General features: G+C 44.5%; 24 protein-coding genes and 6 pseudogenes. 7 read left to right on the top strand and 23 right to left on the bottom strand.

The window, feature by feature from the left end; all coding sequences use genetic code 11:
• Window positions 1-43: 43 nt before the first annotated feature.
• Window positions 44-430, top strand: a complete 387-nt coding sequence (locus tag OGM16_08060; protein UYJ48179.1) for a metalloregulator ArsR/SmtB family transcription factor — start codon at window positions 44-46, stop codon at window positions 428-430.
• A complete protein-coding gene (locus OGM16_08055; GenBank protein ID UYJ48178.1) occupies window positions 427-1449 on the top strand; it encodes an AraC family transcriptional regulator in 1023 nt (340 codons plus the stop codon). The genes OGM16_08060 and OGM16_08055 overlap by 4 nt, the downstream gene beginning before the upstream one ends.
• Before the next feature lie 44 nt (window positions 1450-1493).
• Here the strand turns inward: OGM16_08055 and OGM16_08050 are convergent, their stop codons facing one another.
• The 4 genes from OGM16_08050 to OGM16_08035 all read right to left on the bottom strand — a co-directional run bounded on the left by OGM16_08050 (window position 1494) and on the right by OGM16_08035 (window position 4078).
• A complete protein-coding gene (locus OGM16_08050) occupies window positions 1494-2078 on the bottom strand; it encodes a LysE family transporter (protein ID UYJ48413.1) in 585 nt (194 codons plus the stop codon).
• Window positions 2079-2167: 89 nt separating this feature from the next.
• Window positions 2168-3076 carry a LysR family transcriptional regulator gene (locus OGM16_08045; GenBank protein UYJ48177.1) on the bottom strand — a complete coding sequence of 303 codons (909 nt, stop codon included), beginning with the start codon at window positions 3074-3076 and terminating at the stop codon, window positions 2168-2170.
• 115 nt (window positions 3077-3191) lie between these two features.
• The gene (locus OGM16_08040) at window positions 3192-3668 is read right to left on the bottom strand and encodes a pyridoxamine 5'-phosphate oxidase family protein (GenBank protein ID UYJ48176.1); all 477 of its coding nucleotides are present in this window, start codon (window positions 3666-3668) and stop codon (window positions 3192-3194) included.
• A gap of 71 nt (window positions 3669-3739) precedes the next feature.
• A complete protein-coding gene (locus OGM16_08035) occupies window positions 3740-4078 on the bottom strand; it encodes a helix-turn-helix transcriptional regulator (GenBank protein UYJ48175.1) in 339 nt (112 codons plus the stop codon).
• 119 nt (window positions 4079-4197) lie between these two features.
• Here OGM16_08035 and OGM16_08030 point away from each other — a divergent pair, with 119 nt between their 5' ends.
• The gene (locus OGM16_08030; protein UYJ48174.1) at window positions 4198-4764 is read left to right on the top strand and encodes a flavin reductase family protein; all 567 of its coding nucleotides are present in this window, start codon (window positions 4198-4200) and stop codon (window positions 4762-4764) included.
• Window positions 4765-4894: 130 nt separating this feature from the next.
• On the opposite strand, the pseudogene OGM16_08025 reads toward OGM16_08030, so the two are convergent.
• Both OGM16_08025 and OGM16_08020 read right to left on the bottom strand, forming a co-directional pair.
• Window positions 4895-5263, bottom strand: a pseudogene (locus tag OGM16_08025) (cysteine hydrolase).
• Window positions 5264-5350: 87 nt separating this feature from the next.
• Window positions 5351-5552 (bottom strand): annotated as a pseudogene (locus tag OGM16_08020) (AAA family ATPase).
• A gap of 683 nt (window positions 5553-6235) precedes the next feature.
• Between OGM16_08020 and OGM16_08015 the strand changes: the two are divergent.
• Window positions 6236-7525 (top strand): IS4 family transposase, encoded by a 1290-nt coding sequence (locus OGM16_08015; protein ID UYJ48173.1) that lies wholly within the window; start codon window positions 6236-6238, stop codon window positions 7523-7525.
• A gap of 316 nt (window positions 7526-7841) precedes the next feature.
• Here the strand turns inward: OGM16_08015 and OGM16_08010 are convergent, their stop codons facing one another.
• From OGM16_08010 to OGM16_07995, 4 genes and pseudogenes are all read right to left on the bottom strand, one after another.
• Window positions 7842-7973 carry a hypothetical protein gene (locus OGM16_08010; protein UYJ48172.1) on the bottom strand — a complete coding sequence of 44 codons (132 nt, stop codon included), beginning with the start codon at window positions 7971-7973 and terminating at the stop codon, window positions 7842-7844.
• Window positions 7974-8002: 29 nt separating this feature from the next.
• Window positions 8003-9124: an ISAs1 family transposase gene (locus OGM16_08005; GenBank protein ID UYJ48171.1), complete on the bottom strand. Its 1122-nt coding sequence runs from the start codon at window positions 9122-9124 to the stop codon at window positions 8003-8005.
• Between the two features lie 78 nt (window positions 9125-9202).
• Window positions 9203-10315, bottom strand: a pseudogene (locus tag OGM16_08000) (site-specific integrase).
• Between the two features lie 147 nt (window positions 10316-10462).
• Window positions 10463-11164: pseudogene (locus OGM16_07995) on the bottom strand (site-specific integrase).
• Between OGM16_07995 and OGM16_07990 the strand changes: the two are divergent.
• The 3 genes and pseudogenes from OGM16_07990 to OGM16_07980 all read left to right on the top strand — a co-directional run bounded on the left by OGM16_07990 (window position 11162) and on the right by OGM16_07980 (window position 13100).
• A pseudogene (locus tag OGM16_07990) lies at window positions 11162-11479 on the top strand (hypothetical protein). The pseudogenes OGM16_07995 and OGM16_07990 sit on opposite strands and share 3 nt — an antisense overlap.
• A gap of 439 nt (window positions 11480-11918) precedes the next feature.
• The gene (locus tag OGM16_07985) at window positions 11919-12332 is read left to right on the top strand and encodes a sigma-70 family RNA polymerase sigma factor (protein ID UYJ48170.1); all 414 of its coding nucleotides are present in this window, start codon (window positions 11919-11921) and stop codon (window positions 12330-12332) included.
• Between the two features lie 537 nt (window positions 12333-12869).
• Window positions 12870-13100 (top strand): helix-turn-helix domain-containing protein, encoded by a 231-nt coding sequence (locus OGM16_07980; GenBank protein ID UYJ48169.1) that lies wholly within the window; start codon window positions 12870-12872, stop codon window positions 13098-13100.
• Between the two features lie 223 nt (window positions 13101-13323).
• Here the strand turns inward: OGM16_07980 and OGM16_07975 are convergent, their stop codons facing one another.
• The 13 genes and pseudogenes from OGM16_07975 to OGM16_07915 all read right to left on the bottom strand — a co-directional run bounded on the left by OGM16_07975 (window position 13324) and on the right by OGM16_07915 (window position 25724).
• Complete coding sequence (locus tag OGM16_07975) at window positions 13324-15957, bottom strand: FtsX-like permease family protein (protein ID UYJ48168.1); 2634 nt, start codon at window positions 15955-15957, stop codon at window positions 13324-13326.
• 12 nt (window positions 15958-15969) lie between these two features.
• Window positions 15970-16635, bottom strand: coding sequence for an ABC transporter ATP-binding protein (locus tag OGM16_07970; protein UYJ48167.1), 666 nt, complete (start codon window positions 16633-16635; stop codon window positions 15970-15972).
• A 211-nt stretch (window positions 16636-16846) separates the two neighbouring features.
• A complete protein-coding gene (locus tag OGM16_07965; protein ID UYJ48166.1) occupies window positions 16847-19495 on the bottom strand; it encodes an ABC transporter permease in 2649 nt (882 codons plus the stop codon).
• Between the two features lie 13 nt (window positions 19496-19508).
• Entirely contained in the window at window positions 19509-20174 is a 666-nt protein-coding gene (locus tag OGM16_07960; GenBank protein ID UYJ48165.1) for an ABC transporter ATP-binding protein, read from the bottom strand.
• Between the two features lie 144 nt (window positions 20175-20318).
• Window positions 20319-21350, bottom strand: coding sequence for a HAMP domain-containing histidine kinase (locus OGM16_07955; GenBank protein UYJ48164.1), 1032 nt, complete (start codon window positions 21348-21350; stop codon window positions 20319-20321).
• A gap of 2 nt (window positions 21351-21352) precedes the next feature.
• A pseudogene (locus OGM16_07950) lies at window positions 21353-21802 on the bottom strand (response regulator).
• Between the two features lie 61 nt (window positions 21803-21863).
• The gene (locus tag OGM16_07945) at window positions 21864-22040 is read right to left on the bottom strand and encodes a helix-turn-helix domain-containing protein (protein UYJ48163.1); all 177 of its coding nucleotides are present in this window, start codon (window positions 22038-22040) and stop codon (window positions 21864-21866) included.
• A gap of 121 nt (window positions 22041-22161) precedes the next feature.
• Window positions 22162-22575: a sigma-70 family RNA polymerase sigma factor gene (locus OGM16_07940; protein UYJ48162.1), complete on the bottom strand. Its 414-nt coding sequence runs from the start codon at window positions 22573-22575 to the stop codon at window positions 22162-22164.
• A gap of 317 nt (window positions 22576-22892) precedes the next feature.
• Window positions 22893-23747, bottom strand: coding sequence for a hypothetical protein (locus OGM16_07935; protein ID UYJ48161.1), 855 nt, complete (start codon window positions 23745-23747; stop codon window positions 22893-22895).
• Window positions 23716-24450, bottom strand: a complete 735-nt coding sequence (locus OGM16_07930; protein UYJ48160.1) for an ABC transporter ATP-binding protein — start codon at window positions 24448-24450, stop codon at window positions 23716-23718. Before OGM16_07930 ends, OGM16_07935 begins: the two co-directional genes overlap by 32 nt.
• 86 nt (window positions 24451-24536) lie before the next feature.
• On the bottom strand, window positions 24537-24845 hold the full coding sequence (locus tag OGM16_07925; protein ID UYJ48159.1) for a DUF1648 domain-containing protein: 309 nt from the start codon (window positions 24843-24845) through the stop codon (window positions 24537-24539).
• A 14-nt stretch (window positions 24846-24859) separates the two neighbouring features.
• Window positions 24860-25456: an SdpI family protein gene (locus OGM16_07920; GenBank protein ID UYJ48158.1), complete on the bottom strand. Its 597-nt coding sequence runs from the start codon at window positions 25454-25456 to the stop codon at window positions 24860-24862.
• Window positions 25440-25724: an autorepressor SdpR family transcription factor gene (locus tag OGM16_07915; protein UYJ48157.1), complete on the bottom strand. Its 285-nt coding sequence runs from the start codon at window positions 25722-25724 to the stop codon at window positions 25440-25442. The genes OGM16_07920 and OGM16_07915 overlap by 17 nt, the downstream gene beginning before the upstream one ends.
• Between the last annotated feature and the right edge of the window lie 55 nt (window positions 25725-25779).

Here is a 25779-nt window from a genome sequence, read left to right as displayed (position 1 = left end):
CTCTCCGGTCTATGATAAGATAGACTTCAAGGAGGAGTGCTAAATGATTCAGAACCACTTACCCCACGACCACGGACAAACTATCGAGCATGAACTGGAATATATGCCCAGCGTAGAAAACTTTCAAACCGTAGCTGATATTTTCAAGCAGCTGGGGGATGGCAGCCGTATTCGCATTTTTTGGTTGCTTTGCCACTGTGAGGAATGTGTTATCAATCTTTCAGCCATGGTAAATATGAGCAGTCCTGCAATTTCTCACCATCTCAAGCAGTTGAAATCAGCGGGTCTGATCGTTAGCCGCCGGGACGGAAAAGAGGTCTATTATAAAGCGGCTGATACCGAGCAGGCCCGAAATTTCCATCGCATGATTGAGTGGCTTGTAAAAATCGCCTGTCCATCGCAAGTAGAAAAACAAAAAGGAACGCCATGAAAAAAGAAGAATCCAAAGTTATCGCTCAAAAACTTCAAAAGATCCCAAACGGCACCCTCGCCTTGAAGCATTGCCGGGCTGGTGGAACGGGTACCACACTCTTTGGAGAACAGTTTCGAGCGGTTACCGCTGGAAAAGGGTGTATGGAGGCATATGAAACTTTTCCTGGAATAGAGGTATCCTTCAATGTTTTTCTTGCTTCAGAGGTCAAGTTTCGGCATGATGCTTCGGATTCTGTTTTAGAAATTTACTATTGTCGCAGTGGTCGCGTAGGTTGGAATATGCAAGGCGGTACTGCCGTCTATTTAGGTACAGGTGATGTGACAGCACACAGTATGGCCTGCTGCGCGGATTCCGCCATGATGTTTCCCCTAGGATATTCAGAGGGAATATCCATTTCCGTGGATCTGAAACAGCTCTCTTCCATTTGCCCGGAAGTTTTAAAGAATGCCAGTGTGGAAGCAGACCAGTTACAGAATCGATTTTGCTCCGGAAAGCCATCCGCAATCCCGTCCTGTTCCGATTTAGAGCACATTTTTGCCCCACTCTTTTCTACTCCTGTATCCGTTCGAATTTCCCTCTTGAAATTGAAGGTGCTGGAAATTTTGATTTATTTAAGCAACATGAAATCGGAGCATAAAGAATTGACTCAATACTTCTCCCAGCAAACCGAATTGATCAAAGAAATTCATCAACAGTTGACAGAGCACTTGAATCAACGATTTACGATTGCAGAACTTTCCAAACAGTATTTGATAAATACCTCCACTCTAAAGGAGATATTCAAGGCAGTCTACGGTCAGCCTATCGCCACCTATATGAAGGAATTTCGAGTGCGTCAGGCTATGAAATTATTACGGGAAACAAATGACACTATCGCGGATATTGCTTCCCAGGTAGGCTACCAAACCCAGGGAAAATTTTCAAGCGCTTTTCAGTCTATCGTCAAAATATCACCCAGAGAATACAGAAAAATCCAGGGTATAGCTCCATCGGATTCCTTTAGCAAAACACTGTAATGAAAAATTCCGATTGTTAATTAAAATTGCTCTCAAAGCAACAATTATCTTAACATTCCCCAAATACACTCCAGTAATGTTAGTGCAAGGATAATGTTAATAACACGGAAATGCCGCAGATAAAACTTCTGAATCAGTACACCCAAGCCAATCCAAGTACAGGTTGCGATCGTTCCGATTGTTGCAATAACCAGCTCAAAAAACAGCAAAGCTGGAAAAGAGGACATATATCCTACAACATAACCCGTTAGTGCGGTAACTCCGAACATATAAATCTTCACATTGACAAATTGCAGCATGAAGCCTTTCAGAAACGATGCGGATTGCTCTGTGTTTTCTGAGGTCTTCTTACTGAAAGCAATATGAATCGAAAGCCACAGTATATAGGCTGCTCCGATGTACTTCATCACTTCCATTACATTTGGAAGCAAAGAATTAACCCCATATACGAAAATTGCGCATATGATTTGTACTACATAGTAGCCTGCAAAAATTCCAAAGAACAGCGGCTTTCCTTTTTTATATCCATAGTTTGTTACGGTATTTAATGCCAGAATATTTCCCGGTCCCGGAGTAAAGGCATTTGCAACACAATAAATGAGAAAATTGCTCAGTACCGCTATAGGCATAATAATCAACCACCTTTCTACTGTTATTATATCAGCAAACAGCGATACATACATAACACCTATTTTATATGATTATTCATAGCCTATAGCTATGGATTGGCTGGGGCATATTTCCGTAATTCTTCCAGATAGCTTTTTCCAAGTTCACTCAATTCCTGATTTTCATTCAACACATATCCAATATGCATTGTTTCATTTTCTGCAAGCGGAACGGAGATGATATTTTCTCCGTTCAAATATTTCGGGAAAATGCCACTTGAAATAGTATAGGCATTCAGTCCGAGCATGAAGTTGACAATAGCCCCTCTGTCATTGACCCGAATTTCCTTATCCACCGGGATGGAGCTGAATAGTTCCTCTGAAAAATAGACAGATTCATACTCTCCCTGTACAAAGTTTAGCCGCGGATAAGGTGCAAGGTCATGGATGAAAACTACTTTTTTCGATGCCAATGGGTGATCTTTTTGCAAAAAAACATGAGGCTTTGCTGAAAATAGCTCGGTAAACACCAGATGGTTTTCCTCTATCACTTTCCGCATGATGACTTCGTTTTCATGCGATAAATAAAGAATACCTAAATCACAGACACGATTTTTCACATCATCCAATATCTGATGTGTTCCGGTTTCATTATAATAAAAAGCGTATCGTTCTTGTCCAAAACGCTTAACTAACTCCACAAAAGCGTTTTCCGTAAAAGTATAGTGCTGAGAAGATACTCCAAATGTCACTTTCCCCGGAAGATTTGTAACATACCGATCCTCCAGCAGTTCCATCTGCTGTATCACCTGACGAGCATAACCGAGAAATTCAGCACCATCTTTTGTCAGAGTAATTCCGGTTCTACTGCGGAGAAAAATGGTGATACCAGCCTCTTTTTCCGTTTCTTTGATGGAATTGGACATACTTGGCTGTGATATAAAAAGCAGTTTTGCCGCTTCGGTAATAGAGCCAACTTCTGCTACCTTCAAAATATATTTTAATTGTTGAACCGTCATTTCTTCATCCTTTTTATTCTTCCAACTTCCCGATTTATCTCATAGTACCATTATCAGCGTACCTGCACCGATCAGTACAATTCATATAATCAGCATAAACGTAAAGCTCATGCTGTTAAGCTTTTGGTCTTGATTTGGCTGTGAACTCTGATATAACAACTTTGATGACCTCTACTGTCGATGCCATCTCTTCATTGATATTGAATTCACGACCTGTCTGATTTTTCATAAAGAGCGAAAGGCCTCGTATTTTCTCCTGCACATCCTCTGTTAATTCTGCACGGCCACGCCCAATCACAGATGCAAATGATGCTCCGTATTTGCAAGCTACATCTCCGCCGGATATAAGCTCAACATCACATTCTACCTCAATGCACACATTTGGATTACTTCTGATCAGATCCAGCTTATGCCCTTCTTTTGCGCAGTGCATGTAGAAAATCAAGATACCCTCTGTATATTCGTATCCGTAGTGAAGTGGAACGATGTAGGGATAATCAGCATCAAACAAAGCAAGATGCAGGACTTTCGCTTTTTCAATAATCTGCAGAATTTCAATAATATTTGTTACTTCTCGATCTTTTCTTCTCATAGATAAATACCTAAAGAATCGTACACGATTCCTCCTTTTTCAAATTTTAAAATTATACAATCTGGAAGTTGTCACTCTGTCAGTCGATTCTCCTCGCCCCAGACACAGAGCTGATCCAGCACAGTCATCAGCGTTTTTCCTCGTTCCGAAAGCGTATATTCCACCTTCGGCGGGATCTGCGGATACTCGGTGCGGACGATCAGTTTATCCGCTTCCAGCTCTTTGAGATTCGTGCTGAGAGTTTTGTCGGAAATGGTTTTCAGATACCGTTTCAACTCATTGAATCGCACCGTCTCAAACTCCATCAGGCAGTAAAGAATGACCATCTTATGCTTGCCGGAGATCAGCGACAACGTGTAGGCAAAGCCGGTATCTTCGAAATTGGCGTTCTCAATATAGTTCTGTATCATTCACTTTCTCCTAAGATAGTACCTTTCATAATTATCAGTACTTGAATTTACAATTTGTGTGGATATAATTATAAGCAGGATGAACAGTCCTGTCAATATGATCACAAGGAGGAGTTATCATGAGAACAAAACTGAAAATTACCGAAGGCATTTTCCCCATGCCGGTTCTGATGGTTGCAACTTACAACGAAGACGGCAGCGTCAATGTCATGAACGCCGCATGGGGCACCATGCAGGAGCGGGACTCCGTTGTTCTGAACCTCACCGAGACACACAAGACCGTACAGAACATCAAGGCACGGGGAGCATTCACCGTCAGCATTGCCGATGCTGCCCACATAGTGGAAGCAGACTATTTCGGCGTAGAGTCCGGCAATAAAGTCGCCGATAAATTTGCCCGCAGCGGTCTGACCGCCAGCAAAGCAGAAACTGTAGATGCCCCTGTCATCAACGAGTTCCCGATCTGCCTGGAGTGCAGGTTCATCGAGTATCAGAACAATGAATACGGATGCGGCGTCATCGGCAAGGTGGTCAATGTCACTGCCGATGAGAGCGTTATGGTGGATGGAAAAATTGATATGTCTAAGGTCCACGCCATCGCATTTGACCCCTACACCCACGGCTATTATAAAGTCACCGAGCGTGTGGGCGAAGCATTCCGAGATGGCTTAAAGCTGAAAAAGTAAGGTGTGCAGAAAAGGACAGGCGGGACTGTTAACGGCGGGCACAGCCCGTTCATTTTACCGTCGACTGGCCCGGCTGGCTTTGCTAACTACTCTGCCAATTAGAATCTGCCTTCTCATTATCGTGGTAGCCTTACATAACTTCGTTCAGTTTCTCAACAATACACCCTTTACTCTCATAGTATTGAAGCATCTCGTCTATTTTTCTTTTATCATAGCTTGTGATACAATCGGATAGAACATGAACGATATATCCCATCTTAGCCATATTGTAGCAAGTGGATTTTACACATGCGATAGCATCTGCACCAGCAATATAAAACTCACAAATTTCATTTTTTCTTACGAAATCAGCAAAGTCTTCACTTGTCAATGCATTTCCCTTTGTCTTTATAAAAATGTTTTCAGATACAATTTTCATATCAGGAACCAGTTCAGCCCCATGTGTGTCTGGCTTAAAGGTTCTCGTTCCAGCAGATAAATTGTTATGCTTAATGTAGACACCTCCTTCGTCAGATTTCGATACCCCTCTGCCACCTTGCCGCCAGGGTCATGGGCGAAAATACTTTTTCCCTCTGCGCTAATTACGCCCCATAGCGTCCGACAGCGTAAGGGGCAGCTTGTCCGGCTGGGGATTGCCCAAGCTGATCGTCAGGCTGCCTTGCGGGTCTCCGTCGATCAACAGGACTTTCTTTCCGGCCTGCGCCAGCCCGATTCCCAAGTTGGCACAGGTCATTGCCATTGCCAACGCCGCCTTTCTGGTTGGCAATGGCAATGATTTGCGTGTTCATGACTTCACCTCATTTCTGATTGTTACTGTTGTTTCTGGAAATAGAAAAAGCCACCACTTCAAAATCATAAAGTGACGGCCCTTTCTAATGTCGGAATCTTTTTCCCTGAAATTCAGTGTGAGATACCCTTCGAGCATCTCACACTGATCAGCGGTCGTCAAATGACTATTCGTGCAAGCACGATAGTCACTTTCCTCCTTGCCATGACAAAAAGCACCCAGTTATTTATTACTGAGTGCCTGCATTAGAATCGTATTTAATTGTTCGGATTTGGTCAGATTATGCCAAACCCTCCAGCGAAAAATCAGGTGTCTGAGAGTGCCAAAATCACCCTCAAAAATACCCCCGAAATTGCTCTCTGGTTGTCCTATTTTTTAACCACTAAGGCCGTTTTGGAACCCCATTTTTGTCGATTGTCCTATTTTTAACCACTAAAAATTGGGTGAAAACGGCTCTCGTTTGGTCAAATGGGGTCAAACTATATTAGTCCGTTTAGGTATAAGAAAACCCCGGAAAACCTTGATTTTCCGCAATGTCATTAACTTAAAAGCAGAAGATATTTATTCCGAAATGGATTAGATATCTTCTGCTTTTTTTGATATGCTTATATTGTAAAAAGAAGCCATGAACCTGCTCAAAAAAGGATGTGATTATGCATGAAGCATTCTCAGAAACGTATATTCATGGATATAGAAAAAATGACTTCTGATGAATTTAAGGCATTTTGCCGATCAGGTAATAAAAATTATTTTACCAGAATTCGAAAAATGCCTCTTCAGGATCTTCTTTTCACGATGATAAACAGAAAGGGGCTGACGTTGGCATTGGAACTGAGAAATTATATGAAACTTGCTCATCCTGGTGTGTCTATTTCAAAACCAGGATATCTGAAACAGCGTATGAAACTTAATCCAGATGCTTTTTTAGAATTATATAAATATCATAACCGTAACTTTTATGCAGATTCCACCTTTTCAACTTATAAAGATCATTTAATATTAGCCGCTGACGGCTCAGATATTAATATTCCTACCACTGCTGAAACACTGAAACTATATGGTTCTGCAAGCCGGAAAAACGCAAAGCCCCAAGCTCAAATAGGATTAGGCTGTATTTATGATGTAATGAATCGTATGATACTGGAAAGTGACTGTAATAAGGTGAAATTTAATGAAATGCGCCTGGCCGAAAAACAGATGGAGCGAATACCGGAAACAATAGGCAGCATTCCCTACATTATTATCATGGACAGAGGATATCCTTCTACGCCAGCGTTTATACATATGATGGATAAGGATATTAAATTTATCGTACGTTTAAAAAGCAGTGATTACAAAAAAGAGCAAAACAGTTTAACAGAAAAGGATCAGCTAGTTAAAATAAAACTTGATAAGTCAAGAATCAGACATTACGAGGGAACGCCAGATGGAGAACGTATGAAAGAATTAGGTGAAATTTCATTGCGTATGGTAAAAATCCTATTAGAAAACGGAAGTTTAGAAGTTTTGGCTACAAATCTTCCACAAACTGAATTTCATACAGAAGAAATAAAAGAATTATATCATATGAGGTGGGGGATAGAGACTGCGTATGAAACGCTAAAGAGTCGGTTGCAGTTAGAGAATTTTACAGGAACAAAACCTATTCTGTTATTACAAGATATATACAGCACTATATATCTGAGCAATTTAGTTGAAGATATCATATTAGATGCAGAGCGTGAACTGGATCAGAAAGAAGCGAACAGAAAACATAAAATGATGATCAATCAGACTGTTAGTATTGGAATCTTAAAAAATGATCTGATTTATATACTTCTTGAAACGGATGGTCAAAAGAAAAATATGTTATTTCAGCAAATATATGAAGATATCAGTAAAAATCTTGTTCCCATTCGTCCTGATCGGCATTATACCAGAACGAAAGGGCAATTAGCAGGAAAATATTCGAATACCCATAAAAGAGCGTACTGAGCTAAAAAATACGAATACAAAGAGAAGGGGATAAGTATGCCCATATACAAACAAAAAGCAGGAATCATAGTTTTATAAATGCTTACGATTTCTGCTCTTTGCTAAAGTTAATGACATTGTGATTTTCCGGGGTTTTTGAACCATTTTGATATAGTCTGAGCAGTCGATTATCGCTTGCTGAACTGCGGAGCGCGACGAGCTGCTTTGAGACCGTATTGCGCGAGTTTTTGAGCTGTTTTCCCTTGATACTCCGGGCTTTTCCGGCTTTCTGCTTCTCAGTTATCCGGTGTGCGGACCATAAAATACGGCCTTTTTTTCATTCAGCAATAGCCTGATGAAACGCACCATTTACTACCCCAAACAGCTCCTCTGGTTTATTGTACTTCACTTTTGCATAGATGTCCATAGTTGTTTTGCTGTTTTCCACGACAAACGCACGAACGATCATCTGGCATCAATTCTGCTTTCTGTTATTTTTTAAGCTTCTAAAAGTTCTTCTAGATACTGAATTGGGCGTAAGCTAAGTACAAACCTTTTCTTTCGCATCGACAACTTATGTCTTGTTATTTGTGCCGGTTTCAAAATACTTAGGCTCCATTTCCTTATGATATTCAAATTTTGTGCCGCCAGCTTATCTATGGTTGTATTCGCATCTTCCCGGAATGTTACATCCAGATACCAGTGCATGCTTTCTATACTCCAGTGTCCTCTCACTGCACGGCTGACCTGTTCAATGTCTCCTTTTAAACTGCTGATGAAATAACGGTTCTCTATTCTTGTATTTCCTTCTTTCTTCAGCGTTTTCTTCTCCATTACTATACTGGACAGTCCTTTCCAGTTCTTTTTCTGGCTTAACCACTTTATATCCTCTGTCTGATAATACTCCCTTATCTCGATCTGACCATGTGCTTTTTCCTGGGTTTTTTTGTAATTACCTCTTTCACGGATCTCTTTTTGGAACTCTTCGTCTGAAAAGTATTCTTGTACATCTTCATACAGACTGTTTTGATTTCTCTTCAATGCCAGCACATAGTCTGCCCGTTTTTTCTTTATTTTCTCCGCTATTGCAGTCTGCGTTCCCATTGCATCGATTGTTACGAGCTGGCCTTTTATCTGGATCTTGTCCAGCAATTCCGGGATCGCTACGATCTCATTGCTTTTTTCTTCAACTGCTTTTTGTCCAAGACAGAAACCTGACTCTTTACTCCATGCTGATACAATGTGGGATGCCTTCCCATCTCCTCTTTTATTGGAGCGCATGGTTTTACCATCTATACAAATGATCTTCTTCAGTAGTTCCCCTTCATTCTGATTTAATCGATCCTGCCATTTTCCATAAAGCTGCTGTATGATCTCCGGTGATATCATCCCCATTACACGTCTTATTGTATCATGAGATGGTATTCCGTTTTTTAACTCAATATATTTGCGTAGATAATCCTGATAACTTTCCGCAAACAATGCCATTTCCACCCAGTCATCCGCATTTGCCAGTGTTGCAAACAATACAATAACAAGAATGTCCTTCAATGTATGACGAACTTTCCTTTGCTGACGATCATCTTCTATGTATTCCAGCCAATCTAATAATTCCTGCATGTATCAACACCCCTTTTCTTTTAATTTTATCAGAAAAGGGGCGTGTTCACAATTTATTTACTCATGCGTTTGTCATGTGCTGTTTTCGTGTCCGGCAAGGTATTGAACGGTCTTTGGATCAACTCCAGCATAGAGAAGATTGGTAATGTAAGTGTGCCGCAGCTGATGCGGGGTTACATCAAAGTCCAGCGTATATCTGATTTTGGGTTGATTTTTCTGGGTCATGCCCAGCGTTGGGGTAACCGTGTATTTGATGCTCTGTCCATTCACATACTTATAATAGTTCCGGGGCTTAGTGGAGCGGACAACGACATACTGCCACACTCTTTGAAACTGCGAAGCAGCCAGTGGCTCTCCTTTGCTGTCAGCGATCACATAATCTGATATGGAATTTTCTTTCGCTTCTCTCAGACAATCCACCAAACACTTCGGTATCGGAATATCCCTTTTTGCCGCCGGAGTCTTTAGCACGGTAGAAACCACGGGTCTGTTATGCTCTGTACGCCATGCCCGCCTCACCGATAGATAAGGTGTATCCTCGTCCAGAAATACACAATCCCATTGCAGTGCAAGAATTTCTTCCCGGCGCAGACCAGAATACAAACCGAGCATAATAAACAAATATGGAGGAAGCCCCTTGACTGTATCCAGAAGCACGGCTACCTGCTGATCTGTCAATGCCTCTCTCTTTTTTGATGGTTTTCCGCCCTTGCCCGATATTCCCGCACAGGGATTGTGTTCAAGAATTTGGTTTCTCTCTGCCGCATAAAAAATGCACTTGAGTAGCATATTGACCTTATTGTATAAGCCTTCCGATTTCTTTGACAATGGAACAAGTGCCAGCCGAATATCGTCAGCGGTCACTTCTTCCATATACATCTCTCCCAGAGGTTTTATGATATAGTTTGTCATATCCCTCGTATAACCTCTGAGTGTAGACGCAGACACCTTTGCCGACTGCATCAGCAGCCACTTCTCTCCATACTCGGCTACTGTCGGGTGCTGCCGGTGAAAGATAATTTCTTCCACCTGCTTCCGGGCCTCTAACTGCTTCTCATACAATTCTTCACAAGTTGCGGCATACAAACTCAACTCTTTGCCATCTGCATCCGTAATCCTGGTTCTGTAATACTGGATTCCTTTCAATGTAATGGTCCCGTACTTCGGGATCTGTGTTTTCTTTTTTGCCATCTTTGATCGTCCTTTCTTGATAATGTGTAGTCTCCGTATCTACACTCTCTTTTTATCAGAAAGCCTCGACTTAATCAAAGATACGGCTGAGGTAAAACAAAGAGCGAGACATCCTTGCCTCGCTCCTGCTTCATTTCCTATTTGTTATTACTGTGCTGCATCCCAGCTTGCAAACGCACAGTTCATTGATCTGACCAGCTCATCTGGTCTGTTGTACTTAACCTTTGCATAAATGTCCATGGTAATCTTGCTGCTTTCATGGCCTGCCAGGTATTGAACCGTTTTGGGATCTACCGATGCATGAATGAGATTGGTAATGTAAGTATGCCGCAGCTGATGGGGTGTTACTTCAAAGTCCAGACTGTAAACCACTTTTCCGTTATGAGCAGCCTTTTCTCCCAAGACAGGTGTGACAGTATGCTTTACTCTTTTTCCATCTTCATACCGATAATAGCTCCGCTCCTTGACCGTCCTCGTAACAATATACTGCCAAAGTCGCTTAAACTGCGTGTAGGACAGCGGTTCGCCGTCCCGGTTTGAAACCACATACTCCGAAGTCGATGTTTCCTTTGCTGTTTTCAAACACTCAGCCAAGCAAACAGGAAGAGGGATATTTCTCTCCGCAGCCTTGGTTTTCAATTCGTCTGAGATTACCGGTCTGTTGTGTTCTGTGTGCCATGCCCGCCTTACCGTCAGATATGGAGTATCCGTATCCAGATATACTGAATCCCATTGCAGAGCAAGAATTTCTTCCCGGCGCAGCCCTGCATATAAACCAATCATGACAAAGACATAAGGCGGCAAATCTCGGATAGCATCCAAAAGGCGTGCTGCCTGTTCATCTGTCAAGGGGAAAAAGAAAAAGGAATTGATGATTATACAGGGACTTATACGGCTGATTATGCGAACTTTTCAGGTACAGAGTATTTGTTCGGAGGAACTTCCATAAAGAGAGAAGCCGGTAAGGAGCTGTCCATTGATTGCACCTTGGAGATTACGGAAGGTACTGCAAAAGTATTTTGGATTTCTGGATCTGATGAAGCAGTCACGTTGATTGAAGCAACCGGAACTTATAGTGACATAATTACACTTCCTGATGGTGGAAATTATATTGGCATTGAATGTGAGAATTTCACTGGAAACATTGAATTAAATATTGAATAATACTCTGCCGGACGACGGCAAAAGAAAAAAAGCCGTCGTAGAGCAGACAATTTGACACGCCCATTTGAAACGGCGGCTTTGATTTTCAGAGCCGCCGTTTCTTTGCGTTTACACAAACCTATGACGACTTGCAGGGACACGGTAGCCGATGGGAGGTTATTTTGCCGTGTCTCGTTTGCTTTTTCAAAGCTCACATGATCTACATCAGTTAAAAAAAGCATTGCTCCTCCTCCGGGCAAATATAACATTGCATCGGCATTATCGTTCCATGTAATTCAGTATAATAATGGCTGTTCTTGGCGCGCCAGTTTTCTCTCACGGAAATCTGGCGTTTTTTGTTGCCATTTTTTCGGAGATGACCCGGTTGTCTGCCGGTGTCGGTCTCCGCCTCCATTCGATTCACCCGTCAATCACCCGTGAATCGAAATGGAGGTACATAATGAAGAAAATTAACCTTCGGGAACTTTATCCTGATGTTTATACAACAGACTTTTTTGTAGATGTGACAGAGGGAGTAATGGAGACTATTCGAGCAGCTGAACGTGCGGAGGCTGCGTATGAGCGAAAGATGTATCGTTATAAAGCACAGTATTCTCTGGATTACGAGAATGGCATTGAAAATGCAGTGCTGTTGAAGCCGCAGACACCGGAGATGGTTCTGGAGGAAAAACAGTTTCAGGAGCAGGTCTATGCCGCTGTGATGAAGCTGCCGGAGAAACAGGCAAAGCGAATTTATGCCCGATACTATCTGGGAATGACGGTAAATGAAATTGCCGAAGTAGAAGGTGTAGACCCAAGCCGTGTCCGAGAGAGTATCCGCCGTGGATTAAAGCAGCTTGTAAAATATTTTTGATAAAATTTCATTTGATGCGCCTGTTTTTTGCCTTTTTTGTCAGTGTTAATAAGAAGGACAAGTTTTCATCCTTCATCAGTACATTGACAATCGAATAGACAGCACAACAGGTACATAACCCATGTACGAGCGAATATGAAACGCCGCGAAGATGGAGCAGTCAGGGAGGTGATGAAAAGACTTCTTCGGAGCGATCTACGATTTCATAAAACGGATTGTGGCAGATTCGGCGCGATGACTGCATGGGGGCTTAAAGATACTTCCTCACGGCCCGCCAAAGACTTGGGGGGAACCCTGCGGCACACGATACGAACGATGCTGCGGAGTTATGACAGCCGCGCCAGCGGAGACCTGTTGTGTTCCCATCGTCAGGGGGCGTGGCAAATGTGATGAAAGCTGAGTTATATAAATAGGAAGCGTTTGCAGCTTCCTGTTCAAAATCAGATACCATGCGCTGGCAGTTTCGGCTGCCAGCGTATTCATGTGGCTTTGAACAAACACGATGACAAACTTGACAGATTGGAGGAAATATGCTTTATGGAAAAACTTATTACACGAAAAGAAGCAGCAGAAATTTTAGGTATCAGCATTGCAACGCTGGACGCGGCCCGTAACAATGGTCTTATTTCTTATGTGCAATATGTGCAGAATGGCTGTGTGTACTTTACTTCAGCGGGCCTTCAGGAGTATATCGCAAAATGCACCCACAGAGCAAAGCCAGCAGAAAAGAACGCAACTTATCGTAAACCTCGCAGAGCTGGAGTGTGAGCCGGTCTGTATCCTTGCCATCGTGCGGCAACTTTTTCACTTTTCTTTTATTTTAACAGGCAATCCTCACAGAAATGTCACGGGCATACGCCATTTCGACAAAATAACAAGCTGAAATCTCACCAATCTGTGAGATTTCAATTTTTTTGAGGAAAGCCGAGAGGAAATGCCTCCTCCCGGCTTTCAATAGGTTTATGATTATTTATTGTAGCAATCTCTGCCGTTACTCCGAAGTCCTCAGCCGTTCCACCACAGTTCCCTTGTTAAAGAAGTGGAGAACAATCAGCGGAATGACCGCAGCCAGCAGCAGATAAAGCACACCAATGACCAGAACAGGAACCAATGTAATGTTCAGGGTAAAGAACCACATGGAGGGGCCATTTAATGCGCTCTTTAGCACCGTGACTGCCAGGACCGCTGCGGCTGCTCCGCCAATAATGTCTGCGCCGGCGGCATAATAGATGCCCTCATAGACCATCAGGCGGCGAAGCTGCTTGCCGGTCATACCGATGCTTTGCATGGTAGCGAACTCATGGCGGCGGGTGATGATGTTGGTAATAATCATGTTGGTAAAGTTGATCAGTCCCGCAAAGGCCATGATGCAGCCAATCAAACCGCCGATAACCAGAATCATGCTGCGGACCGAATCAAGTTGCTCTTTCAACAGCTTGGTGGAAGTATAGGCAACCGAAGTATTTTCGCTCACATAGCTGCTCAAGAATTCTTCCATCTGCGGCTGCAAGGCTTCCTCCACATTGAATCCATAAGTCAGAAGCGTGGGAGCGTCATAGATTTCCTTGAATACAGTGTCCGGCAGATATACAAAAGGAGCATCACCGGCGATGTGTGCCTGAGCGGTAGTGCCTGTGGGCGTTTCTGTTTCTGTTCCCACGAGAATCGCTTTTGCAAGGATGGTGCTGGTTTTGACCAGTTCCCCATCCTTGTAGAAGGAAATGCTCTCCCCGACCTGTAACTGATCGGTCAGCGGAGTGTTATTTGGTTCCTCTGTCAATTTGTCGATGGGGCAACCAATAATGACATATTCTCCGGTAGCCATTTTCTGCGTTAAGGTTTCGGCATCTTTTTCGCCTTCAAAAATACGCATATCCGCCCAGAAATTCTCGGAGGCTCCCATCACATTACCAAAATAGCGCCTTTCGGTATCAGAACTTGTGTACAGGCTATATCCCTGATAGCTTTGATTTACAACGCCTTCTTCCTCATGGAATAGCTCTATACCGCTTAAATCTTCAAACCCATAGTCAACCAGCACATTTCTATCGTCTTTTGTATTTCGGTAAAGATAGCGTTCATCCTCAACTCCGGGCTGTCCGGCAATCAGATCCACTGCCTGTTGTGAGAGCGTATCTTCATGGTGCTGAACGCCCTCCATTACATTAAATGCGGCGGAGTTATAGACATTAAAATCTGTTCTGGTAACACGGTTTACCCACTTTTCTTCATCAAGGCTTTGCGTCACAATGATGATAGAGTTAAACAGGACGATGCACAGAAGCAGGGAAATAATGATAAACGCTGAACGCCGGCGATTGCGCCCCAGGTTGGAAAAGGCCATGCGGGACAGCTTTACTCTATTGGTACGCTTGGCACTGCTCTTTTTATAGGCGTTCTGCTCGGTGTAGCGGATCGCCTCCAGAGGAGAAATCTTTGCCGCCTTTTTTGCAGGCTTCCGGGTGCTGATAAGCACGGTCAAAATTGTAAAGAGAGCGGCAATAACAAAGATCAGGGGCGAGGTCGATACGGATGTACCCACCATAGAGTATTCAAGGTTAATGATCTCTGTCACGATAGGAAGCAGCACCCAACCGGCAAAGAAACCGGCAATCAGACCAATAGGCAGTCCGATCAGCGTGAGCCAGACCGCCTGACGGTTCACAATGCTCTTGATCTGCCGTGTGGAAGTTCCAATCGTCCGCAGCAGACCGTATTGACGAACATCCTGCATCACGGAAATATCAAAGATATTGTAGATCAGCAGGTATCCGCACACGACAAACATCAGGATAAATACAACAGCAGGCACGATGGACTCTGATGAAGTCAATCCCTGGGACATTTGATTTTCGGAGGCGAGAATGAAATTGTCTGCGCCCATATCCTCTGGATTGCCGCCAATGGAGTAAACGAACTCATTCAACTGCTGCTGAACATTTGCTTTATTCTTCAGCACGACATCGGAAAAAGTAACGCCGGACATTACATGGTCTACCGCATAAGTGTTCTGAACCACATCGGGATTTTCTTTTATAAACTGCTCTGAAACAGTCGCAACGCTCACAGAGTCATTGCTTGCTTCCCACCAGCCGGAAAGCACCATATCGTAATGATAAGTTTTCCCCCGCAGTTCAAATTCTAACGGAACCTCTGCGCCGATCTCAGGTTCTACACCCAGCGCCTTCAGCGCCAAATCCGTAGTGGCGATCTCATTCGCTTTCTCCGGTGCAGCTCCGTGGGTAGGCACACAGAAGGTCAGTTCCTGCTGCACACTATCTTCATAATTGATTTCAATGGAATGGCTGGAAGTGTTGCTTGCATAGCCAATGATACGCCGGTGTCCTGCCTGGTCCACAAAATCGCTGTTTACAAGCTGCTCGTACTGTTTCTCCGTCATATACCCCAAAGTGCCATCCGCCTTGCTGCCTTTCTGCATTTGCAGAGAGAGTTGGATGGAGGACGCCATATTGAACGCCAGGGAAGTGATAGAGGTAAACAGGAAAGCAGTCAGGATAATTGCCAGCAGTGCAGCCAGATTGCGTACCTTATTCTTCTTGAAATAGCGTTTGGATAGCTTGGTAATTACTTTGGAATTATTGTTGCCAAATAAAATATCATTCATAGTCCCACCCCCTTACTGCACGATCTTACCATCCTCGATCCGAATAATGCGGTCGGCAAGCTGAGCGATCTCATTATTATGGGTAATCATCACGAGGGTCTGGTGGAATTTCTGACTTGTGGTTTTCAGAAGCCCCAGCACATCGGCGCTGGTTTTGCTGTCCAAGTTGCCGGTGGGTTCATCAGCCAAAACAATAGCGGGCTTTGACACCAAGGCGCGGGCAATGGCTACGCGCTGCTGCTGGCCGCCGGAGAGGTTATTGGGCATATTGTTCAGCTTATCCTCCAGCCCCAGCATCTGAACGACTTCGTTCATAAACTTCTTGTCTACCTTGTTTCCGTCCAGCTCCACAGGCAGCACAATGTTTTCGTAGACATTCAGCACCGGCACCAGATTGTAGTTCTGGAAGATAAAGCCGATCTTTCTTCTGCGGAAGACGGTCAGTTCCTCGTCTTTGAGTTTGGACAACTCCTTGCCATCCACGACCACCTGGCCGGAGGTGGGTACATCCAGCCCGCCGATCATGTTCAGCAACGTGGATTTACCGCTGCCGGAGGTTCCCACGATGGCTACAAATTCACCCTTTTCGATAGAGAGGGTCACACCATCCAAGGCTCTGGTAATGTTCGGCTCTGCGCCATAATATTTTTTCAGTTCAGTCGTTTGCAAAATGCTCATAAAGAACACCATCCTTTCTTTTTGATAAACCCATTGTAACGACCAAACCTCACAGAAATGTCACGAGCCACAAAAAATTTCCGCTAAATTCGGCCCCAAATGTCACAAGTTCGTGACATTTGAAAAACCGGGAGAAAAATCCCCCGGTTTTCCGCGTCCCACAGCCGCATACGACGGCGCAGGAAGTATTCACTTGATATGGCTGCGCTTGTTACTCATTTACCCGAAGCCGTTCTACGACACTTCGATTGTTAAAGAGCCGGAGTGCGACAACGGGAACGATAAACGCCAATGCCAAAAACAGAATCAGCATAATCAGCGCCGGGAGCAAGGTCATCTGGAATGTCATCATAATACTGCTTGGGCTGATCTCTACAAAAGATCTTACCAATGTTATGCCAAGCACAGCAGCAGCCAGCGTACCAACAATCCCGGCCAGCAGCACATAGGAGAAACTTTCAGAAATCATCATCTTTCGGAGCTGCCGGTTCGTCATACCGATGCTCTGCATGGTGGCAAACTCATGACGTCGGGTAATGATATTGGTCATAACCAGGTTGATGAAGTTGATTAGACCAACCAGGGCAAATACCGCGCCAATCATTCCGCCAATCAGCAGGACAACATTTTTTACACCGGAAACAGTTGCTTTCATCGTCAAGATAGAAGTATAGGCAACATCTGTATCCTGCGCCAGATAGGTTTCCATCTCCTGCTGGTACTGTTCCTCTACATCAAATAAAAAACCGTACAAGGTAGGAGTTTCATAAATCTCCTTGAATTTGTTTTCAGCCATAAAAATTCTTGGACCTTCTATTATTTGTGCGATATTTGAACCGCCGCCAGTCACAGTCACATCTCCATCAGTAGCTGCGGCTTTTGCGATAATGGTAAACTCCTCGGTTGGAGTTCCATTTTCATAAAATTGAATGGTATCTCCAACAGATAATCCACGATAAGCGGCGGCTTCCGCACCACCAAAGTTACCATGATCGTTATATTCGCCCATTAAGATTACATTGTTGCCATTCCAAAGTTTGTCTTTTAAGACAGATAAATCAGTTTCACCTTCGATAATGTCGAGCTGATCGAAGAAGTTTTCCGAAAAGCCAAACACATTTCCGAGAGGGTGGTTATCCGCAGTCAGAGCGGCATAGTCCCTTTCTGTTCCCGTTTGGTAAACACCTAAATTGAGATGTTCCGGCATCATTCGCAGCTCCTTATTTGTGTTATCAACCACATAAGGAGTTCCCCAGTCACAGGAGATATGGTCATCTTCAAAAGTGTTTCGGTATAGGTAGACTTCGCTTGTAACTCCGGGCTGTGCCTTGATTTCCTCTACCGCTTTCTCTGGAACAGCACTATTATGCCCAAAGTCATTTCCAAACGCCGCCTGAATGCCTGGACTATATACTCTGAAATCACTTCGGCTCTGGTTTTCGATATAGGCATCTTCGTCAAAGCTACCACTAACTATGAACACCGAGTTCAGGAGGACGATGCTCAAAGTTAGGGAAATCACAATAAAGACTGTCCGGCGCTTATTGCGCTGAAGGTTGGCCTTCGCCATGCGAGGGATAACTGCTCCGGAAGCTGTCTTTTTTCGCTTTATGGAAACCATGTCCTGCTCTACATAGCGGATTGCCTCAATAGGTGACACACGGGAGGCTTTCTTCACCGACTTTCTGGTGCTGATATAAACCGTGAGTCCTGAGAACAGAATCGCACCTGCGATAATCCCCAAATAGGGGAGTGTGCCGACCTCAATGTTTCCTCCGCTGAAATCAACCGCAAATATCTGGAGTGCAGCAGGCAGAATACTGCGGCCAAGCAATGTGCCAAAAAACAGACCGAGTGGCGTACCGATCAGGAACAAGTACAGTGCCTGCCGATTGACTAAACGCTTGATCTGCTGGGAAGTCGTTCCCACAGTCCTAAGTAGACCATATTGCCGAATATCATTTGTTACAGCAATTTCAAACACATTGTAGATCAGCAGATACCCACAGAACATGAACAGGATACCGAAAACACCGGCTACCAGCCACATTATAAGACCGCTTTCATTAGAGACAATGGGATTAGGGGCAACGCGAACCGCATTGGCTGCATTGACATCATCCGGATTACCGCCGATATTGCGGACAAGCTCTGAAATACGGTCCTTTACCATATAACTATCCCGCATTACTACATCGGCTGTATAAATACCACAGCCAACACGCCCCTGGGCAATATCGCTCATCATTTCTGCGTTTTCTTCCAGAAAGGCTTTGGAAACAATGACCGATTCCGATTTTTCATTTGGTGTGTCGTAAATACCGGATACGACCATATCAAAATGATAAACCTGATCACTTTGACGAACCTTCAATTCAACAGGATTTTCCGACCCAATTTTTTCTTCGATGTTCAGATCCTTCAGTATATTGGCAGAAACCAAAACCTCATTTGCTTTTTGGGGTGCAGAGCCTGTGCGCGGCGTCAGCATCCGAATTTCCAACTGGTTCTGATCGGCATAATCGACCTCTGCAACACGCCGGTTTGTGTTGGTCATAATTTCCACTGGTATCCAGCAGCCCACCTTTTCAAACATGGCATTTTCTTTTAACTGCTGAAACTGCTCCTCGGAAAGTCCCTGCACCAGAGCGTCAGCAGATGACCCCATCAGTTTTGCCATGCTGTATTCCAGCGTTCCACTGGCACCCATGCCAATGGTCAAGACTGCCGTAAAGAGAAAGGTTGTCAGGGCTATCGCGATAGCTGCAATTACATTCCGCATTTTATTACTGTGAAAACTGCGGTTTGCCAGTTTTTTGATGACAGCCTTGTTGTTATTGCCAAATAGAATGTCATTCATAGTTCCGCCCCCTTTACTGCACAATCTTACCATCCTCGATCCGAATAATGCGGTCGGCAAGCTGGGCGATTTCACTGTTATGGGTGATCATCACGAGGGTCTGGTGGAATTTCTGGCTTGTGGTTTTCAGAAGCCCCAGCACATCGGCGCTGGTCTTGCTGTCCAGGTTGCCGGTGGGTTCATCAGCCAAAACAATAGCGGGCTTTGACACCAAGGCGCGGGCAATGGCTACGCGCTGCTGCTGGCCGCCGGAGAGGTTATTGGGCATATTGTTCAGCTTATCCTCCAGCCCCAGCATCTGAACGACTTCGTTCATAAACTTCTTGTCTACCTTGTTTCCGTCCAGCTCCACAGGCAGCACAATGTTTTCGTAGACATTCAGCACCGGCACCAGATTGTAGTTCTGGAAGATAAAGCCGATCTTTCTTCTGCGGAAGACGGTCAGTTCCTCGTCTTTGAGTTTGGACAGCTCCTTGCCATCCACGACCACCTGGCCGGAGGTGGGCACATCCAATCCGCCGATCATGTTCAGCAACGTGGATTTACCGCTGCCGGAGGTTCCCACGATGGCTACAAATTCGCCCTTTTCTATGGAGAGGGTCACACCATCCAAGGCTCTGGTAATGTTCGGCTCTGTGCCATAATATTTTTTCAGTTCAGTCGTTTGCAAAATGCTCATAAAGAACACCATCCTTTCTTTTTGATAAACCCATTGTAACGACCAAACCTCACAGAAATGTCACGAGCCACAAAAAATTTCCGCTAAATTCGGCCCCAAATGTCACGAACCTGTGACATTTCATTTTTTCGGGGCGTGCTTGCTCTACTTTCGGAGCAGGAAAACAGAAAAGGTTGAGCCTTTCCCGACCTCGGACGCCACCCGGATATAGCCGCCCTGCAAGGTCACAATCTCACGGGCCAGATACAGGCCGATTCCAATACCGTCCACATCATGCACCGCATCTTCCCGGTAAAACCGTTTGAAAATCGTTCCCTGGTGCTGCTCTGAAATGCCGATGCCGGTGTCGGCAATGTCGATCTTCACATACATTTCCCATCCTTCCACAGACACACGGATCTGTCCGCCTGTCGGGGTGTACTTCACTGCGTTATCCAGAATGTTGAACAGGGCTTCGCTTGTCCATTTTCTATCATGGCGTGCATCCAAATGCTCCGGGCATTCCACCTGCACATCTATTTGTTTCTTTTCGGCATTGAGCAAAATCCCGCCCAGGGCAGCGGCAAGGGTATCATAAACCGGCTGCTGTTTTTGCTCCAGCGAAATGACTCCTGTTTCCAGGCGGGAGGTTTTAATCATGGCTTGCATGAGGAAGTCCAGCTTATCAAGCTGGCTGGCCTGGGCTGTCAGAAATTCCTTTTGCTTCTGCGGGGGAACCTCTTTTTCAAGCAGCGTGTTGTTGATCATCTTCAAGTTGGCAATCGGGGTCTTGACCTGATGGGAGATGTCAGAGATCAGCTCTTGCAGGTCAGCCCGTTCCTTTGCGATGCTGTTTTTATTTTCCTGCATGACCTCGTACAGCCGCCCCAGCCGGTAGTTGATTTTATAGAACAGGCTTTCTTCCTCGACCGTCTGCTTTGGCTGCATATCCCCGGAGAGCATATCATCCATCTGACCACAAAAGGCATCGGAAAACCGGACCAGCTTCCGGCGGATCAGAGCCACAAAGAAGATAACGCAGAGCAGCACAAAGAGACTGAACAGGAACACACACCGGACAGCGGTTATATTCCGGGTCAGCAGATAAACAGCGGCGCAGACTGCACCAACCGCCAGCAGCAACAGCGTTCCCAAAAGGATGCAGGCTTTGTTGATGGAGAGTTTTCGCATATTCATTTGAGCGGCTTACCGGACAGAGAAGCAGTCATTTCCGAGAAATTGATGGACAGTGCGCCGTCCTCATAGTTATCCCCGCCGCCAGACTGCTTTGCCAGCCGCCCCAGCACCACAGACAGCTTCTTTTGAAAGACGCTCATTGGAAATGGCTTGGTCACATAGTCCTCTGCACCCAGTTCATATCCTTTGAGCATATCGCTCTCCATATCATTTGCGGTCAGGAAGATCACCGCCGTATCCGGCCGGCGTTCCTTTACCTCCCGGCAGAAATCAAAGCCGTTCCCATCTGGCAGGTTTACATCCAGTACGATCAAATCATAGTCCTGCTTGGTCAAAAAGTTGCTGGCTACTGATTTTGTCAATGCAGAGTCCACGGCATAGCCCGCAGCATCCAGGTTATAGCACAAGGTATTATTCAAAAGTCGGTCATCCTCGACTACTAAAATTCGCATTGTATCACACTCCTTCATTCTTAGTGTAGCATCCAAATGTCACAGAAACCTCACGAGAAGATTATTTTTTTGTATTTTTGAAACGACGGTCTGCCGGTTTCTCTGCATCCTTGGGAATCAGCCAAATGGTAGCCATCTTTACAGCGCCGGGGATACGCCCACCGGCACACAGATAATTGATCTGCCTTGGGGTAACACCCCATTTTTCACTTGCTTCTTTCAGCGTCATATAATTCATATAGTTTCCCTCCAATATGGTTTATTATATTTCCTTTGCTCGAAGAATACAAGCGTGCAAATGGGGCGCAAGGCCCTGTGCCAGAAGCACTTTGAGACCTTGCACCCTTTGTTATTCTATCCTAAAAATACTTTGCCAGCTGCTTCAGACCACGCCGGATACTGTCACGAACACGGCTTGGGTCTACGCCCTCCGCTGTGGCGATCTCACTCACACGCATACCCAGATAATACCGGGCATAGATCCGCTTGGCCTGCTTCTCTGGCAGAGCCATCACAGCAGCATAGAGCTGCTCCCGCAGCTGCTTTTCCTCCAAAAGCATTTCCGGTGTCTGGGGCTTCATCAGGATCGCATTTTCAATGCCGTTGTCGCAGTCCAGGGAGTAGTACGCCTTATAGCGATACATCCTCCGGTCATAAGCAGCTTCCGCACGCTCAGCGGCTCGGATCGTCTCCAGCACATCTTCTGTTACTTCTACAAAGTAATCATTTTTATAAACATCGGGATATAAGTCCCTAAGATTGACTTTCTTCATTATGTACCTCCATTTCAATTCACGGGCGATTGACGAGTGAATCGAAAGGAGGCGGGGATCGGCAGCGACATACTTCAGGAGCTTTCCTGAAAAATCGACAATAAAAAACGCCAGCTCCCCGCAATGGGAAACTGGCGCGACAAAAACACCTACCATTCTGCTGATTTAGGCGGAACGATAATACCGATAGGAAGTCATACCTTCCCGGAGGAGGGGCAAGGCTTTTTTTAGCTGGTGCAGGTCATGGATGCTGTGAAAATAGGCAAAAATAGACACGGCGGCAATCCTCCTATATGCCGCCGTGGATTTACACGGTGTTAGATCGTCGTTGAGCCTTGTATCGCGTCATTGCTATACCAGTTACGAAATATTTTGATTAGACCATAGAGCAGAGTAACGCCTATCAGGAATACCCCACCGAAGTATATGCCTATCAACAGATAGTCCCCGTTAAGCAATCGGTGAATATACTGGCCTGCATAAAGTGTAAAAGTCGAGGTAGAAATAACATCCCCAAAATTTCCGGCAGCTATATCTGGGAATTTGCAGAACATGAAGATCATAAACGCAAACAAAATCAGGATAGCCGCCGCTGCCTTTAGTCGGGCAATACGAGCAGAGGAATTTTTCAAGATGCGGTAAATCTGTGTTCCGAACATTGTTCCCAAAAGGCCGGGAATGACAGGAAAGAGAATTGTTATTCCAAGCACAATTAGATAAAACGGAAATCCCATACCTGCGGTTAGGCCAAACAGCACCATCATAGGAAGCAGCAGCGCCACAGTAAGAGCGACTTCTACCATAAACAGGACAGTCAATTTGGAGAGTATCAATGTACGCAGCGGAATTGGAAGTGCAAGCACACTGTCAATATTAGTATCACTAAGGAGCAGACCACTTCCCCAAAAAATACTAATCGCAATATTAAGGATCACGCAGATCAGAACCATAGGAACAACAAGTTCTGTCACTACTTCCTCCAACGACCACGCAATAGAATAAATGATTTTCAAGGAGTAAATCAGGTATGCAAGCAATCCCATTAGGATCATGGCTATAAGCATATACAAAGTGATCGTTTTTGTGCGGTTCTTTGTATCTGCATATCGAAGCTGATTGGCATGAGATAGCTGCAAAAGATTATTCCTTAGTAGGGGTAACAGAAATTTCATCGCCATTCATCTCCATAAATACTTCTTCCAAACCCTTTGTCCCAACGATTTCTGTCGTCCTGCCGGAATACAGTAATTGTCCATGCTTAATAACGGACACTTTATTGCACACCTTTTCTACCACATCAAGAATATGGCTTGAAAACAGAACGGAATTTCCACTTGCACAGAGTTCTTTCATCTGCTCTTTCAGGATTACAAATGCTTCCGGGTCTAATCCAACGAAAGGTTCATCCAATATCAGCAGTTTAGGCGTGTGCGAAAAGGCGGCAATCAGCGCAAGTTTCTGTTTCATGCCGTGGGAGTAAGAGGAAATCAAGTTATTCAAATGCGGCCCCATCTGAAAAGCTGAGGCCAATTTCTCGAAGTTTTGTTTCCGCATCTTGGACGGTACTTCGTAAATATCACAGATAAAGTTGAGATACTGCAATCCAGTCATATACTCGTCAAGCTGGGGATTATCTGGCACATACGCCATCTTCCGCTTACAAGCCATCGGTTCTTTGAGGACAGAAGTTCCATCCAAAAGGATTTCTCCCTCGTCGATGCCGATGATACCTAAACAGGCTTTCAATGTTGTGGTTTTGCCAGCTCCATTCTTTCCGATGAAGCCCATTATGTCGCCATCTTCCACGACAAAACTAAGGTTGCTTACAGCCTTTTTCGCACCGTAGCTTTTGGATAAGTTCTTGATTTGTAACATAGCATTCCTTGCCTTTATTTAGAAAAAATTCAAAATGACATTCAAAAAAATAACCGTTCCGCCACCAAAGTTCTTGTTGGGGCAATTCACTTCATCCCCAAATAGATCATGATGCCCGTTGCTACGAATGCAACAACAGCCATGATATAGTACATATACGGCTTTGCATTCTCTTTCTGGCTGACGGTAAAGCCAGAAATGAGGTTCAGCAGGACACAGGCCACGGGAACGCCGAACACTACAACATTGCGGGGACAGAAAGAATTTGCTACTCCGGCAGAATCAAAATGGATGGGGACAGACTCCGGCAGGCGATTATAGAAAGCGAGAAAGACTACCAGCGTCAACGCACACAAAACGGTGCTGATAACAATATGCTTCGTTGCAGATTTCATAAGTATTACCTCCTTTAGTTGCTTTGTTTCCTCTTAAAAAAGAGGACAAGTGAATAGACCAACGGGACAACGCCAACCAGAAAAATGATTAGCGGAACGGTTACAAAAATAAGATTGTGCAACGGATGCAGAATGCTGACAATACCAGCCAGTATCCATGTATAACTGCCCAGCCGATGCGTCTTGTACCAGCCTTCTTCATCATTGAATAGCCACGGAAACTTTAGTCCGACATAGGGATTGATGTGGTTTTTGGGAAAATAATTGCCACTGACAATAAACAAAATACCAATAAAAACATACCAATAAGTATCTTGCATGGTCTTGGCAGGAAACAGTACGGAATATACCTGCGGGATCAAATATACAACTCCCGCAATCGGCATAATCCATTTGCCCAAAGACACTAACGCCTTGGCTCCGTTTGTCGAAGCAATTTTGATATTAAGCGCAAGGTTCAGAACAATATTCAGCAAAACGGCAATCACATAGAGCAGAATATAGTTTTCGTTACTGGCCCCGCCCATGTGGGACAGAGCGAATGCTACGATGGACAAAATAATGCAAATTGTACTTGTCAGAAACAAGGTTCGTTTATTTTTGGGATTCATCTTTATCCTCCTGAAATTGCATAAGCCACATAACAACACTTTCAAATACCGATGTATTGATTTCATAATAGATGTATTTCTGATAGCGCGTTTCAAAAATCAAATCAGCCTTTTTTAGAGTAGAAAGGTGGTATGAAATAGTGGCATTAGTCAAGTCAAATTCTGCGGCAATTTCACCGGCTGACATCTTCCGTTTTTGTTTTAGTTTCAGCAATATCTCCCGTCGGACGGGATCGCTTAATGCTTTGAAAATATTAGGTAAACTCACAGTGCTTTCACCTTTGCCTCTGTTATTTTGAAAAATCTCTAAATGATATTTTCAT

This window comes from Lachnospiraceae bacterium, from assembly GCA_025758065.1.
GTDB lineage: Bacteria > Bacillota > Clostridia > Lachnospirales > Lachnospiraceae > Enterocloster.
The sequence above is the reverse complement of the archived record's forward strand: the minus strand, read 5'-3'. Positions and strand labels throughout refer to the sequence as shown.